Origin of the sequence: uncultured Algibacter sp. (genome assembly GCF_905480415.1) — a bacterium.
Taxonomy (GTDB): domain Bacteria; phylum Bacteroidota; class Bacteroidia; order Flavobacteriales; family Flavobacteriaceae; genus Algibacter_B.
This window is the reverse complement of record NZ_CAJQQI010000180.1, coordinates 1-14858: the sequence shown is the minus strand read 5'-3', so window position 1 is coordinate 14858 and position 14858 is coordinate 1. Positions and strand designations below refer to the sequence as shown.

General features: G+C 32.6%; 17 protein-coding genes. 5 read left to right on the top strand and 12 right to left on the bottom strand.

Annotated elements, in window-relative coordinates; all coding sequences use genetic code 11:
• The 11 genes from QZ260_RS12250 to pdxA form a co-directional block, all read right to left on the bottom strand.
• Nucleotides 1-2253, bottom strand: coding sequence for an MMPL family transporter (locus tag QZ260_RS12250; RefSeq protein ID WP_295986655.1), 2253 nt, complete (start codon nucleotides 2251-2253; stop codon nucleotides 1-3).
• A 171-nt stretch (nucleotides 2254-2424) separates the two neighbouring features.
• On the bottom strand, nucleotides 2425-2595 hold the full coding sequence (locus tag QZ260_RS12245; RefSeq protein WP_295986654.1) for a hypothetical protein: 171 nt from the start codon (nucleotides 2593-2595) through the stop codon (nucleotides 2425-2427).
• Nucleotides 2596-3111, bottom strand: a complete 516-nt coding sequence (locus tag QZ260_RS12240; protein ID WP_295986652.1) for a YceI family protein — start codon at nucleotides 3109-3111, stop codon at nucleotides 2596-2598.
• A 64-nt stretch (nucleotides 3112-3175) separates the two neighbouring features.
• Nucleotides 3176-3625: a 3-oxoacyl-ACP synthase gene (locus QZ260_RS12235; RefSeq protein WP_295986651.1), complete on the bottom strand. Its 450-nt coding sequence runs from the start codon at nucleotides 3623-3625 to the stop codon at nucleotides 3176-3178.
• Nucleotides 3622-4737, bottom strand: coding sequence for an FAD-dependent oxidoreductase (locus QZ260_RS12230; RefSeq protein ID WP_295986649.1), 1116 nt, complete (start codon nucleotides 4735-4737; stop codon nucleotides 3622-3624). Before QZ260_RS12230 ends, QZ260_RS12235 begins: the two co-directional genes overlap by 4 nt.
• Nucleotides 4738-5137: 400 nt before the next feature.
• Nucleotides 5138-6490: an acetyl-CoA carboxylase biotin carboxylase subunit gene (gene accC / locus QZ260_RS12225; protein WP_295986648.1), complete on the bottom strand. Its 1353-nt coding sequence runs from the start codon at nucleotides 6488-6490 to the stop codon at nucleotides 5138-5140.
• A 96-nt stretch (nucleotides 6491-6586) separates the two neighbouring features.
• Nucleotides 6587-7075, bottom strand: coding sequence for an acetyl-CoA carboxylase biotin carboxyl carrier protein (gene accB, locus QZ260_RS12220; protein ID WP_295986645.1), 489 nt, complete (start codon nucleotides 7073-7075; stop codon nucleotides 6587-6589).
• A gap of 22 nt (nucleotides 7076-7097) precedes the next feature.
• Nucleotides 7098-8099: a beta-ketoacyl-ACP synthase III gene (locus tag QZ260_RS12215; RefSeq protein WP_295986644.1), complete on the bottom strand. Its 1002-nt coding sequence runs from the start codon at nucleotides 8097-8099 to the stop codon at nucleotides 7098-7100.
• 181 nt (nucleotides 8100-8280) lie between these two features.
• On the bottom strand, nucleotides 8281-8484 hold the full coding sequence (gene rpmF / locus QZ260_RS12210; RefSeq protein WP_295986643.1) for a 50S ribosomal protein L32: 204 nt from the start codon (nucleotides 8482-8484) through the stop codon (nucleotides 8281-8283).
• A 9-nt stretch (nucleotides 8485-8493) separates the two neighbouring features.
• Entirely contained in the window at nucleotides 8494-9024 is a 531-nt protein-coding gene (locus tag QZ260_RS12205; protein WP_295986642.1) for a DUF177 domain-containing protein, read from the bottom strand.
• Nucleotides 9025-9149: 125 nt separating this feature from the next.
• Nucleotides 9150-10202 (bottom strand): 4-hydroxythreonine-4-phosphate dehydrogenase PdxA, encoded by a 1053-nt coding sequence (gene pdxA, locus QZ260_RS12200; protein WP_295986640.1) that lies wholly within the window; start codon nucleotides 10200-10202, stop codon nucleotides 9150-9152.
• A gap of 76 nt (nucleotides 10203-10278) precedes the next feature.
• Here pdxA and QZ260_RS12195 point away from each other — a divergent pair, with 76 nt between their 5' ends.
• The gene (locus tag QZ260_RS12195) at nucleotides 10279-10869 is read left to right on the top strand and encodes a riboflavin synthase (protein WP_295986638.1); all 591 of its coding nucleotides are present in this window, start codon (nucleotides 10279-10281) and stop codon (nucleotides 10867-10869) included.
• 2 nt (nucleotides 10870-10871) lie between these two features.
• Here QZ260_RS12195 and QZ260_RS12190 read toward each other — a convergent pair whose 3' ends face one another.
• Entirely contained in the window at nucleotides 10872-11066 is a 195-nt protein-coding gene (locus QZ260_RS12190; RefSeq protein WP_295986637.1) for a PID-CTERM protein-sorting domain-containing protein, read from the bottom strand.
• An 83-nt stretch (nucleotides 11067-11149) separates the two neighbouring features.
• Here QZ260_RS12190 and QZ260_RS12185 point away from each other — a divergent pair, with 83 nt between their 5' ends.
• From QZ260_RS12185 to QZ260_RS12170, 4 genes are all read left to right on the top strand, one after another.
• On the top strand, nucleotides 11150-12124 hold the full coding sequence (locus tag QZ260_RS12185; protein WP_365969654.1) for a DUF6371 domain-containing protein: 975 nt from the start codon (nucleotides 11150-11152) through the stop codon (nucleotides 12122-12124).
• A 364-nt stretch (nucleotides 12125-12488) separates the two neighbouring features.
• Nucleotides 12489-13049, top strand: coding sequence for a Crp/Fnr family transcriptional regulator (locus QZ260_RS12180; protein ID WP_295986634.1), 561 nt, complete (start codon nucleotides 12489-12491; stop codon nucleotides 13047-13049).
• 53 nt (nucleotides 13050-13102) lie between these two features.
• Complete coding sequence (locus tag QZ260_RS12175; RefSeq protein ID WP_295986633.1) at nucleotides 13103-13381, top strand: hypothetical protein; 279 nt, start codon at nucleotides 13103-13105, stop codon at nucleotides 13379-13381.
• A gap of 3 nt (nucleotides 13382-13384) precedes the next feature.
• Entirely contained in the window at nucleotides 13385-14686 is a 1302-nt protein-coding gene (locus QZ260_RS12170) for a T9SS type A sorting domain-containing protein (protein WP_295986630.1), read from the top strand.
• Nucleotides 14687-14858: the final 172 nt, after the last annotated feature.

Genomic DNA, 14858 nt, shown 5'->3' with positions numbered 1-14858 from the left:
TTATTTATCAAAAGTCTTCAATAAGGCTGGTAAATAAAAGATATCAGTAATTAAAGCAATGGCCACTGTTATTGCACAAAGTAATCCAAAATCTCGTACCGATGGTACAGCACTTGAACTTATAATTAAAAACCCACCAACCAAGGCAATAGTAGTTGAAAACAGAGCATTCCCTGTATATTCCATGGCGTTATTCATACGTGCTTCCGGTGTGCCTTGTATGTCCTTACTTCTCCTATATTTATAAACCAAATGAATGGTGTCATCCATAGCAATTCCAAGCATAATTGGTGTTATCATGGCGGTTGTTACATCCAAGGGGATATTTAATAAACTCATGAAAATAGCCAATATAGTTAACGGTAATAAATTTGGGATTAATATAAGCAAGGTCGTTCGCAAACTTTTTATAAAAAACCAAAGACATAAAAAAGCAACAAAAAAAGCAGCGAAAAAAGATTTGAATTGGGTTTGTAAAATGAAGTTATTTAGTTGTGCAAAAACGACAGCAAAACCATTAATTTTTAGTGTGTACTTTTCAACAGGGAAAGTGTCTTCAAAATCACGCTCTACTTCAAATAATAACTGCTCTAGCTGAGATGTTTTTATCTCTTTAAAACTAATAGTTATTCCTGCTGATGTAAAATCTTCAGAAAATAACTTAAAAAAATTATTATCTTCATTATCAACCGAAGATAATGTACTTTCCATCTTATCTTGAGATGCGTTTGTCTGAAACAACATCGGCATTCGCTTTTCTAAGAAATTTTTAATATTCACCACGGATACGGGTGCGTTTATTAAAGGATTAGCTTCTAGCTTTTTTTGAAAATTCTCCAAATGTTTCATAGCTTCAACATTCAAGATTGTTTCTCCATTATTAGTTAATATATTTAATTGAAGTCTGGAGCTTCCATTAAGCTCATTTTCAACAATTCTTAAATCCTGTTTTGCTTTACCTTCAGCCAAAAGGTTTCGTGAATTAGTATCAATTTTAACTTGAAAAATAGCATAGATTCCATAAAACAAAATTAAAGTAAAACAAACAATCAAAGGTGTTTTATACTGCGTTGTAAAACGATTTAACCAATTTATAAATTGACGCTGATTTACACTTTTAAAAGATATTATAGGTTTTGTGTTTTCGAAATTTAGTGTCATAAAACTAAACCCGATTATGGTTATGACATATACCAAAAAGAAGCTTAAAACCAACCCAATGCAGGTAAAAACCCCCATGTTTTTAAAAGCTGGTAGAGGCGATAAGTATAATGCAAAATAACCAACAAAGGTAGTAAGCGTGGTATAGAAACAAGGTATGAAACTTTTTTTGATAGCTAAAGTTATCAGTTTAGTTTTTTTAATAGTGTTATCTGAAAACCCTTCTTTATGATAAATATTTATAATATGAACCGCATCACTCACACTATAAACCATCAAGATTGTTGGGATTAGCATGGAGATCATATTCAATGCAAATCCTAAAGATGTAATAATGCCAAACAACAAAGTTAGAGGAACGGCAACCGAGAGTAACGACACCCATAAATAGCGTTTATTGGGTAATAAAAAGAGGAGCAATAATGTAATAACTAAAACCGTTAACCCACCAAACAGCATACTTTCTTTATAAATGCCTTTACTATACGCTTCGTTTAAAACTGGAGGGCCGGTTAGATAATAATTTGAATATTGTTTTTCAATGATACCTCTTATTTCACCGCCAATACTTTGCCGCTTTTCTTCAATGGTTGGTGTTGGATTAAGCTGAATATAGAAAAATTGATTTTTAAAATCCTTTGTTATAAGTTGTGCGGAAATATTTGGCAATTTTGACAGTAGGCTTTTTAATCCTTTTTCACTGCGTTTTGTGTTATATAAATCATCGAAATTGATTTTACTATTTGCGTAAATAGGGTATTTTGCCTTTGCTAAACTGAAAGAGGTTTTTACAAAAGAAAGTGAATCTATAGATTCATGTAATTTTAAAAGCTTTGATTTTTCTGTATTTCCAATAGCATTTTCAACAGGAAGCATGGCTATAAAAATTTCATCAGAACCAAATTTTTCTTGAAAATCAATATACGCCTTATAGCTAGGGTCGTCTTCTAAAAACCAAATCGATAGGGAGTTATCAACGCGAAGTTTCTTTAGGGTCTGATAGCCAGAAAAACCCATTAAAACAGCTAGAATAACAATAATTGCTATTCTGAATTTTATGATGGTTGTTATTATGTTTTTTAATTTTTCCATTACATGTTCCGTAATTAAGGTCTTAACTTATACTCATTTGGTATTTACACCAGGGTTTTGCTTTTAAATAAATTCCAAATTCTGATTTTAGAACAGTACAGTACTCTCCTTGAAAAGTACGGAACGCAAACATATTGTCTAAAAATCCTCCAAACACATACATCTTTACGCCTAAATAGGGCAGTATTTAGTTAGATACAGACTTACCACAAACTTTATGTTTTTGGCTTGTGTTTTTTCAATAGATAATTCCTTAAAATTTGATTTTGCTATATGTATCACACGAGTGATCCCTGCTAATCCGTCTCCAACAATTATAAAATCATATGGGTGTAGTGTCATTTATAAATTATGATAATGAACTACATTAATTTTCACAGTATTACTCATTACTATACTTCTGCCCCCAACATCAAAATTTCTACGATTAACTTTAAAGCTTGATGTTATTTTATATTTATTATTAATCTTATCACGATTAACAGTGATACTTATTTCTTTCGTTTTTCCTTTAATAGTTAAATCGGCAATCATAGTGAACACACCATCATCTATAGTATTTATTGCTTTACTTATCCATGTTATATTTTCATGGTTTTCAATATCAAAATAATCGGCTTTTAGAATGTGATTATCTCTACTTTCTATTCCCGTTTCAATAGAAGCTACTTTAATTTCTCCTTTAATATTTAAAAGTTCACCTTTATTATCAAAATCAGTTTCTATATTAAAAATGTTGAAGTGACCATCTACAGCTATCCCTACATTACGGATTACAAAATCTATACTCGACTTATTTTGAGAAAAACTTAGCGATAAACAACAAAAACAAATTACAAAAAAGAGAAAACGTTTCATAGATAAAATTCATGATGTTAAGGTACATCACAATTTATAAATTGTGTGATAAATTAAATTATTTCTATAAAATTTGAGTAATTCTAATAGTAGTGTTTCTAAACAGAACCTCGTCGCCAACTGTTTTTGAAATTAATAGTTTTGCAATTGGTGTATCCTGCGAAATGGCATAAAACCTTTTTGAATCTAAAACTATTTCACCAGCGCTTATAGCAATAAAATAATTAGATTGTGTTGTATAAACAACGCTACCTAATGCAATTTTTTGATGCTTAGCTTCTGAATTCACTTTATTCAAAATGGCTTTGAGCTTTTGAATTTCTACCAATTGATTTCCTGATTTTTCGCGTTCTAATTGCAACATGGCACGGCCTGTTTCATGTTTGTCACCAGCGCTACTTTTAGTTTCAGAAAGTAAAGATTCTTGAATTTCTTTTATGGTATTTTGAATGATCTGAAAACGATTATCAACAAACTCTAAACAAAAATCATATAACTCTAGTTTGATACTCATGCTGTTAAATCTGCTAATTCTTTACCTACCAAGCTTCCAATTGCAACACCCATACCTCCGAGCCTAACACCACAAAATACACGGTTGCTTAGTTGTTTTACAATCGCTTTTTTTTGGTTTCCAATCCCCATAATGCCAGACCAACGATAATCGATTTCAAAAGGTGTTTCAGGTAAAATAGTTGTTTTTAATAAGGCTTCGAGTTTATTTTGAATAATAGCTGTTTGATTAAATTCGGTAGTTTCTTCCCCTTTAAAGTCTAAATTCCGCCCACCTCCTATAAGAATTCTATTATCTATATTTCTGAAATAGTAATAACCTCTATCTAAATGAAATGTGCCTTTAATTTGTAAATTTTCAATAGGCTTGGTAATCAAAACTTGAGCTCTTGCTGGCTTTACTTTTTGATTAATTAATTTTGAAGCAAAACCGTTGGTAGCAATAAGTAATTTTGAAGCCGAAAACTCAAATTGATTAGTTTTTATTTTTACAGAATCGGTATCTTCTGAAAAACCCTCTACTTGCATATTATTTAAGATTTTAATCCCTTTTGAATGTGCTTTTTCAAGTAATGATTCCATCATTTTACCTGTATCTATTTGACCTTCAAATTGATTAAAAATATATTGTTTATTTACATTTTTGAAATTGAAAATATTGTCTTTTAAACTGAAAATATTATCCTTAAAATGGGGTTTTAACAATTTATTTATAGTTTCTTTTTTTGAAATACAGCTTTGGAACAATGCTTCATCTGCATCTAAAAACAACTCATAACCTCCGAGTTGTTGGTAGTTTAATTGTTTATCTCCCAGGGTTTGTCTTAATAATTTTAAACCGTTAACGCGTTTTGAAATAAGTTGAATCACGTCCTCTTCGGAATGGGTGTTTAGATCATCAATAATTTCACTCAGGCTTCCAAAGCACGCAAAACCTGCGTTTTTTGTACTGGCACCTTGAGGTAATGTTCCTTTTTCAAGGATTAGAATTTTAGATTTTGGAAACTGCTCTTTTAATCGAAGCGCACAATTAAGTCCAACAATGCCACTGCCAACAATACAAAAATCTATATTAGTTAACCACGATTTTATTTCCCAGTAAGACAAATTCATAAAGCTAAGTTATACCAATTATTACTCAAAACAAACTATATAATTCGTTTCTATCCTGCCCATGTTTCAATATAAAATAAAACCGTAACCAAGGCTATGCTTTGATTTTCTATATTATCTGAACACCATATAATTCAAATTAATTATAGCTCATTTTGAGTAATAATTGTTATTAAAATTTTAAATTAAAGTCTTGCACTGTGTTAAGGATAGAAGCGGTATCCTTTTTGTAAAGCTATAAAAACTGCACATTTTTTTAGCTAGATATTTATTAATAGAGAGATCCCGAACAAGCACGGAACTGCTTCGCAGAAAGATATAGTGGATGACCTGACTTTTGCTTTCCCGCAAAAGTAACACCATAAAAAAACTCCGAAAGTAATTTCGGAGTCTTTAGTATTTAGTCTTCATCCTGTTTTTCCATAACAAAATCTTCCATAAATTTAGTGGTATAGTTACCGGCTAAATAGTCTGGATGATCCATAAGTTGCCTATGGAATGGAATAGTAGTTTTTATACCTTCAATAACAAACTCGTCTAGTGCGCGCTTCATTTTATTGATAGCTTCTTCTCTAGTTTGCGCCGTTGTAATTAACTTGGCGATCATAGAATCGTAATTTGGAGGAATAGCATAACCCGCGTAAACATGGGTGTCTAAACGAATACCATGACCTCCTGGAGCATGCAAGGTGGTAATAACACCGGGTGATGGTCTAAAATCGTTATATGGGTCTTCAGCATTAATTCTACATTCGATTGAGTGCATTTTTGGTGTATAATTTTTACCTGAAATTGGCACACCAGCAGCTACTAAAATTTGTTCGCGAATTAAATCGAAATCTATTACTTGCTCTGTAATGGGGTGCTCTACCTGAATACGTGTATTCATTTCCATAAAGTAAAATTTACGGTTCTTGTCAACCAAAAACTCTACCGTTCCAGCGCCTTCGTATTTTATAAATTCTGAAGCTTTTACCGCAGCGTCTCCCATTTTTTTACGAAGCGCATCGGTCATAAATGGAGATGGTACTTCTTCAGTAAGTTTTTGATGACGACGTTGTATTGAGCAATCTCTTTCGGATAAATGACATGCTTTTCCTTTAGAATCACCAACAATTTGAATTTCAATATGTCTTGGCTCTTCAATAAGTTTTTCCATGTACATATCGTCATTCCCAAATGCCGCTTTACTTTCTTGTCTTGCAGAATCCCATGCATCTTTAAGGTTTTCTGGTTTAAAAACGCCGCGCATACCTTTACCTCCACCCCCGGCAGAAGCTTTAAGCATAACAGGGTAACCTGTTTCTTTCGCTAATTTTTTACATTCAGCAAAATCTTTAATAACACCTTCACTACCCGGTACACATGGTACTCCAGCGGCTTTCATGGTTTCCTTAGCATTTGCCTTGTCTCCCATTCTATCAATCATCTCTGGTGAAGCACCGATAAATTTTATACCGTGCTCTTCACAAATTTTTGAAAACTTAGCATTTTCTGATAGAAATCCATATCCTGGATGAATGGCATCTGCATTTGTGATTTCAGCAGCAGATATAATATTGGACATTTTTAAATAGGACTCGCTACTTGCAGCTGGCCCTATACAAACGGCCTCATCAGCAAACTTAACGTGCAAGCTTTCTTCGTCAACAGTAGAATACACTGCCACCGTTTTAATGCCCATTTCTTTACAGGTTCTAATAACACGAAGTGCTATTTCTCCTCTATTGGCTATTAATATTTTTTTAAACATCTTTTTTGTATTAGATAATTAGACAATTGGATTATTCGATTATCGGATTATTAGAATAGTAAACATCTAATAATCGAGAGATCTAATAATCTAAAATTAAGATGGGTCTACTAAAAATAATGGTTGATCAAACTCTACTGGAGATGAATCATCAACTAATATCTTAACTATCTTTCCTGAAACTTCAGATTCGATTTCATTGAAAAGTTTCATAGCTTCAATAACACAAAGTACATCACCCTCAGCAATAGTTTGACCTACCTCAACAAATAAAGGTTTATCTGGAGATGGTTTTCTATAGAAAGTACCAATGATTGGTGATTTTATTGTAATGTATTTAGAATCTTCTGAAGCCGCAGTTGCTGGAGCTGGTGCCGATGTTGCAGCTTGTTCAGGCGCAACTAAAGCAGGAGCCGCCATCACTTGTTGTGGCATTTGAGTGGCAGGAACTTGATGCACAATTGTTGTGTCTGAATCCGATCCTGTTCTAATGGTGATTTTTATATCATCCATTTCTAATTTAACCTCGCTAGCACCAGATCTGGCAACAAACTTAATTAAGTTTTGAATCTCTTTTATATCCATAATTTTACTAATTAGTTAGTGGTTAGTTTTTTGAATTATAAGCCCATTTTAAATAAATAGCACCCCAATTAAATCCGCCACCAAAAGCGGCAAATATTATATTATCTCCCTTTTTAAGTAGCGATTCGTAATCATTTAATAATAAAGGTAGTGTTGCTGACGTTGTATTCCCATATTTTTGAATATTCATCATAACCTTATCTTCGTCTAAATCTATTCGTTTTGCTGTTGCATCAATAATACGTTTGTTTGCTTGATGCGCAGCCAGCCAATCTACAGACTCTTTTGTTAGGTTATTTCGTTCTAATATTTTAACGGTAGCATCAGCCATATTAAAAACGGCATTTTTAAATACTGTTCGCCCTTCTTGAAATGCACAGTGCCCTCCTTTTTCTAAGATTTCTGCAGTTAAAGCATATGAAGATCCGCCGTAAGTAGCTTGTAAAAATTCTCTGCCTGTACCATCACTTCTTAAATATTCATCTTGAAGTCCGAGGTTTTCCTCATTTGGCTCGAATAAAACTGCTCCAGCTCCATCACCAAAAATGATACATGTAGCTCTGTCTTTATAGTTTATAATAGACGACATTTTATCTGCGCCAATGAGCAAAACATTTTTATATCGACCAGACTCAATGTAGGTTGAAGCAACAGACATACCAAATAAAAAACTAGAGCATGCTGCATCCATATCAAATGAAAACGCATTGGTTGCTCCAATTTCCGAAGCTGTAAAAGCTGCAGTTGAAGCGGCTTTCATATCTGGAGTTGCAGTGGCAACAATAACAAGTTCTATATCTTTCGGGTCAATTCCTTTTTTGTCTATAAGGTTTTGAGCTGCTTTTATGGCTAGGTAAGATGTTCCTTTTCCGTCGTCTTTAAGAATGCGGCGTTCTTTGATTCCTGTTCTTGATGTAATCCATTCGTCATTAGTATCAACCATCGTTTCAAGAATTTGATTGGTTAATACGTAATCTGGCACATAAGCGCCTACAGCTGTAATTGCTGCTGAGATTTTACTCATACTATTTAAGTTAGTTCGACCAAAATATCATTAAAATTGAACAAAAACGTCCAAAATTTCACGAAAACTACTAAATTTTGGTCTAATAATATGCAAATTAAGCGTTTTTGTGATTTAGAAAATGTATTTCATAAAAAAAACGCTCATAAATGAGCGTTTTATTATATGCATGCATAATTATTTATGCAACGTTTTCTACTTCTTCAGAGTTATCAATCAATATTTGACCTCTGTAGTATAACTTTCCTTCATGCCAATGTGCTCTATGATATAAGTGAGCTTCACCCGTTGTTGGGCATGTAGCAATCTGTGGCGCAGTTGCTTTGTAATGTGTTCTTCTTTTATCTCTTCTTGTTTTCGAGATTTTTCTCTTAGGATGTGCCATTTTATATTTTTATTTATCCGTTAATAATTTCTTTAATGTATTCCAACGAGGATCAATATCCTCTTTATTTTCTTTAACCTTAGGGCTTAATTCTTCTAATTTTTTAAGAATTTCTGAATCTAATGTGCCATCTTCAACTCCTGGATGTAATCTTTTTATTGGCACAGCTAGTATAATTAACTCATAAATATACTGTTGAATGCTAATTTCATAGGTTCCGTGAGGTATAATCAATATATCGATATTCTCATCATTGAATTCGTCTCCAAAATTAACCACTAAATCAAACTCATTTTCTATGGTTTGATTATAAGGTTCGTTTGTTAAATCACAATTCACATTTACCCATCCAGAAAATTTAAAATGTAACTCTAATAATGTTGTCTTTTTTTCTAATTCAAGACTAACATTAATTTTTACATCATTAAAATCTTCATACTCAAAATATTCAAAGAACGTCTGCTCTACTTTATACTCAAAATGATGTTTTCCTATTTTTAATCCCACAAATGGGATTATAAACTCTTTCAATGCCTTCATTATCACATCTATTTTGAGCCTGCAAATATATAAATTTTTATTTATCTAACACGAGTTATAAACATTTTTTTGTTTATGTTTTTAACTGCTTAATTTTTAAAGGGTTCTAACTAGTAATCAACTATTTAACGACGGTCTTTTCTAGGTGATTTTTTTAAAGGATTTGCAGTAAGTTGTTGATAACTCATTCTATTTCTAAAAATCTTAATAGCACTATATACAGCTTCTTTAAATGAGTTGTCATCAGCAATTCCTTTACCAGCTATCTCATAGGCTGTACCATGATCTGGTGAGGTTCTTACTTTATTTAATCCAGCAGTGTAATTAACACCTTGACCAAACGATAGTGTTTTAAAAGGTATTAATCCCTGATCGTGGTATGAAGCAATAATAGCATCAAAATTTTTGTAATTATTTGAACCGAAAAAACTATCGGCGGCGTAAGGCCCGTAAACCAATTTCCCGCTTTCCTTTATTTTTTTGAGTGTCGGTCTTAATACATCGTCATCTTCACTCCCAATAACACCATTATCTCCGGTATGTGGGTTTATCCCTAAAACAGCAATCTTAGGCCTTTGAATTTTAAAATCTTTTTTAAGTGAATTATATACGGTGTCAATTTTTTGCTCTATTAAATCTGAGGTGATATGAGTTGATACGTCTTTAACCGGTACATGGTCTGTAAGTAAACCTACTCTAAGCGTATCAGTTATCATAAACATTAAGCTTTCACCCTCAAGTTCTTGAGCCAAATAATCTGTATGGCCCGGAAATTTAAACGCTTCAGACTGAATGTTATGCTTATTAATTGGCGCGGTTACTAAAACATGAATCTCATCATTCTTCAAAGCTTTAGTGGCTAGCTCCAAGGATTTTATTGCAAAAGCCCCTATTCTGGTGTCTTCTTTGCCAAATTCAATACTTACCGTGTCATTCCAACAGTTTACCACATTAACTTTTCCATGAGCTAATTCACTCATATTATTAATGTTATGAAAATTGATTTGAGACTTGAAATGCGATTTTAAAAAAGTCATGACTCTTGACGAAGCAAAAATTACTGGAGTACAAAATTCTAAAACTCTAGGGTCTTCAAACGTTTTTAAAATTATTTCACCTCCAATACCATTTAAGTCGCCTATAGATATCCCTACTATTATATTTTCTTCTTGCTCCATTAAAAATGACGACTTTTGTTCGTAATTTTGAAATTATTTTAATACTGCAAATTTAACTAAATAAACAGATAATAATATGTTTACTGGAATTATTGAAGATATAGGTGTTGTTTCTAATTTAAAAACTGAACTTGATAATCTTCATATATCAATTAAAAGTAAAATTACTCATGAATTAAAAATTGACCAAAGTGTGGCGCACAACGGAGTTTGTCTTACTGTTGTTGACATAAATAATGATGAATATACCGTTACAGCCATAAAAGAAACATTAGACAAAACGAGTATTGGCAAATTACAAATGGGCGATAAAGTTAATCTAGAACGCGCTATGAAATTAGGAGACCGACTTGATGGGCATATCGTTCAAGGACATGTTGACCAAACAGCGATTTGCACTCATTTAAAAGAAGAAAAAGGCAGTTGGGTTTTTACATTTAAGTACGATAGCACTTTAAGTAATATTACAATTGAAAAAGGGTCTATAACTATTAACGGTACGAGTTTAACTGTTGTAAACTCTAAGACGGATACTTTTAGTGTGGCTATTATACCATACACCTATAAACATACTAACTTTAATACCTTTAGACCAGGTACCATTGTAAATTTAGAATTTGATGTTTTAGGAAAATATGTTGCAAAACTTGTTGAATTAAACAACTAATTTTAGTTATTTCGTTTAAGTAATAACTTTTTAACCCCATAAAATAAGGCGAAAGCCATACCATAAAGCAAACCTCCATCAATAGGTAAACCTGGTGGTGGTGGTGGTAGAGCAGGCGGTGGTGGTGGTGCCTGAGCTACACACACAAAACTTATTAATACAAATAAGAATGAGGCAAATATTCTTTTATTCTGCATGGTCATTGGGTCACATGGGTCACATGGGTCACATGGGTCACAAAAGTATGAAAAAAAGCGCGTCCACGAAACATATATAATTAATCTCTCAATTTTATTTTATTCCACGAATATATATAATTTCATATCAAGGGAAAATTGGTAAAGAATTAGCTTTGAAAGTATTTAGCCTTTACCATGTAGGAACTTCAAAACATTGGCTAGGGGCTAGCATATTTTGGCAAATTGATATCTTAGGCAGAATAAGAGCCGGAAAGATTATGCTATACAATAAAGAAACCGGCAAACGAATAAAAAAACCATTTCCACACATAACCTGGCTGCATAAACTTATACGGTTAAAAGACTATGAGTTAAACCAATGTTTATTTGGTGAACACCTTCTTCAGCAATTCCCTGAAAAACAAATTGCAATAGTAGAAAGTGAGAAAACCGCAATACTAGCAGCTGCATACTTACCAAAATTTAATTGGTTAGCCTCTGGCAATTTAAACAACCTAAGCCGCAAAAGATGCGGATCATTAAAAGGAAAAACTGTTTTGTTATTTCCTGACGCTGGAGCCTTCACTATATGGAAAGATAAGGCAAAAGAGTTGGCAGACTTAGCTTCTTTCATAGTATCTGACTTAATTGAAACAAAGGCCACTCCTGAACAAATAAAGAAAGGTTTTGATTTAGCTGACTACTTTGAAGGCAAACCAATTAAAGTGTTCACGGCCGCCCGGGAATTTGAACAACCCCAAGAAAATACTTCAATAAAGGCAGCAACCACAGTCAAGACAATAGACTTAGAGTATAAAGAGTTTGAAGAGTTTTTAAATACAGAACAAAATAATATAGTTACCTGGCCCATAGAAGAACTTGAAAAATATTTTTCCTCAACTACAATAATAGACCAGCCTATTAAGTTAAACAATCACTTAACAATTAACACACCTTCAAAATTTATTTCAAATTATTTAAACATTGTAAAAAGAAACAACGGCAACCCTACATTTAAAACACATTACGATAGTCTTTTAGAATTAAAAAGTTATCTCGCTGACAAAAATATATAGAGGGATGGGGGTAAAATATATAACGGTTTTTCAGTCTGTACATCGCCTGTTAGTCAAGTATTTACTCATTGCTATTTTTTACTAAGGGGGGTATGCATTTCATTGTATAGTTTAGTACCTTTATATCTACCCTAGTTAATATATTAAATAGTGTAGATATAAGATTAATTACATTGTCATATATTTAGTATATGAAAGACTTCCAATAAAATTGATATATTTATCTCTGTTAAGAAATAATATTAAATACAATCAAGAAGAAAAAAGATGATTTTGTGATGTAAAAATCATTCATATCCTTTCATTTGGGAACAAAACAGGTTAATTTAACATTCATATAATCAAGTTAGCTACAATTAAAACAATGACACTCAAAGAATATATCATAAAAAATATCGATTCGGAATTTGAAGGTGATTTACCATTTGAATTTTATAGCAAAAAATTCAAAAAAGGAGCGATTTTTACTGAATTTGAAAAAATTGAAAAAAATGGTTTTTTTTTAAACAAAGGAATTGTCAAAATTGAGATTCAATCTAAAAATGGATTAATAATTTTAGACTTTTTTTTTGAAAATTCCTTCTTCGCACCATATAGCTCACTTCTTTCAAATTCACATTCAGATGTCTGCATATCTGCTATTACAGATTGTGTAGTAGATGTCATAGAATATAAGGCACTACAAAAAGCCTACAAACATTCACTTTTAGCCAATAAATTGGGTAGGATTGAAACAGAAAAACTCTATTTAAAAAAAGTACAAAGAGAGAAAGCACTACTAACCAAAACTGCAGAAGAAAGGTACTTATCTCTTCTCAACACACACCCAGAAATTATACAACAAATTTCTATTAGAGATATTTCAAAATATCTAGGCATTCAACCAGAAAGTTTAAGCAGAATCAGAAAAAAGATTTTTTCCTAACATTAGGTCAACCTCAATTGTGTGTGTATTATCTATTTTGCAGAAAAAAGATAATGATTTATAAAATAGTAAAATATCCGTTTTTTAGAAAATATATGGTTAAGTGGATAAACCCAATTCCTGAAAATAAACGAAAAGAATGGAAAAAAGTTACTGTCAAAAGTAAAACCGGTGGAATTATAAAAGGTCTTTTTGCAAAATCAAAATCGGAGACCGAAAAGGCAACCTTAGTTCTTGGGCCATCCAAGGGCAATGAAGCTGAAGGATATTTCATAAAAAGAGGATATACCAAATTCTTAAGAAATACTGGGTTTAATGCTCTAATCTCTTAGCTAATGAAAAAATCAATGAAACTAAATTTATTTGTGTCAACATTCCTATTATTCACCTTTTCAGGAATAGCACAAATCAACCCACAATTCAACCCCGTCCCTGCAAGTTATAATGTAAACAGCCCAAACCCAGTATATGCTTGGGATATCAACTACGATAATATTGACCTAAATAAACAAGTATTTCACCTGTTTTTACCGGATACCACAGGTAATTTCCCTTTGGTCGTTTTCATTCACGGCGGAGGGTATATTGGCGGTACACCGGATATTGTTACAACTCCTGTAAGAAGACAAGACATTAAATATTTCTTAGAAAACGGTATTGCTTTTGCTAGTGTAGGTTATCGATTAATTAATAATACAGGTCCGGATACTGAAGGTGTTATAAAATGCTTGAACGATGCTAAAAGAGCATTACAATTTATTAGATATAATGCAAGTGATTTATATATCGACCCTACAAAAATTGCCTTGCAAGGACGCTCAGCAGGAGCAAGTTCTAGCTACTGGTTGGGAACGCTACCTGATATGGCAGATCCAAATGCTACAGATCCTATTTTACAGGAATCAACAAGAGTTTGTGCGGTTGACTTATATGGCTCTCAAGCTACGCTGGATATGTATAAATGGGAGACACAAGTATTCGATAACTTTGACGGGAACGGCACTAACTATACGCTGGATGAAATGGAAAACTTAATGGGTTTTGAGAGAACTTCTAATTTTTATGGCGGCTTTAACTCTATCTCCCAGATTTTAGTTGACCCTGCTTTGATTCAGTATCGACAGGATGTAGACCAACTTTTTCACTTGTCTAATGATGACCCTCCAATGTACATCAGCAGTCAATCCTTAGCAGTTCATCCAAGTCAGGACCTAGTTCATCATTCCTTTCACGGTCGAGAAATTCATAATACTGCTTTGGCGGTCGGTGTATCAGAAGTTAAGGCAGATATCCCGGCACTCTCCATTAATACAACTAATGGAGAGAGCGGGATTGAGTTTTTGGTAAGGCACTTGAATAGTTGCTCAAATACACTCACAGTACCGGATATACAAGTTAGTGAAAATTATATCGACATTTTTCCAAATCCAATAGTAAATCAATTTACAATTAAAAGTAAATCAACGATATATAAAATTGATATCTTAGACGTTAATGGACGAATCCTACAAACGATAAATAATATTGAAAATTATCACACCATGGATATTTCAGCAATGTCAAATGGTTTGTATTTTATTAGAGCTAGTGATCGTTTAAATAACATATTGGAGGTTCAGAAAATTATTAAGCTTTAGAAAAGTAGAAACCCGAAATGCATCCTAAGGCAATAATTAACATAGGCTAACAATATATAAAAATAATAGCGGTTTAGTCGCTAAAACCATAGTAAGTAAATATAAAAAAAGCCTGCGTTTAACCGAAAAGTTAGTGTGTGAAAACCCGCTACTATTCTAATAATAAACGTTG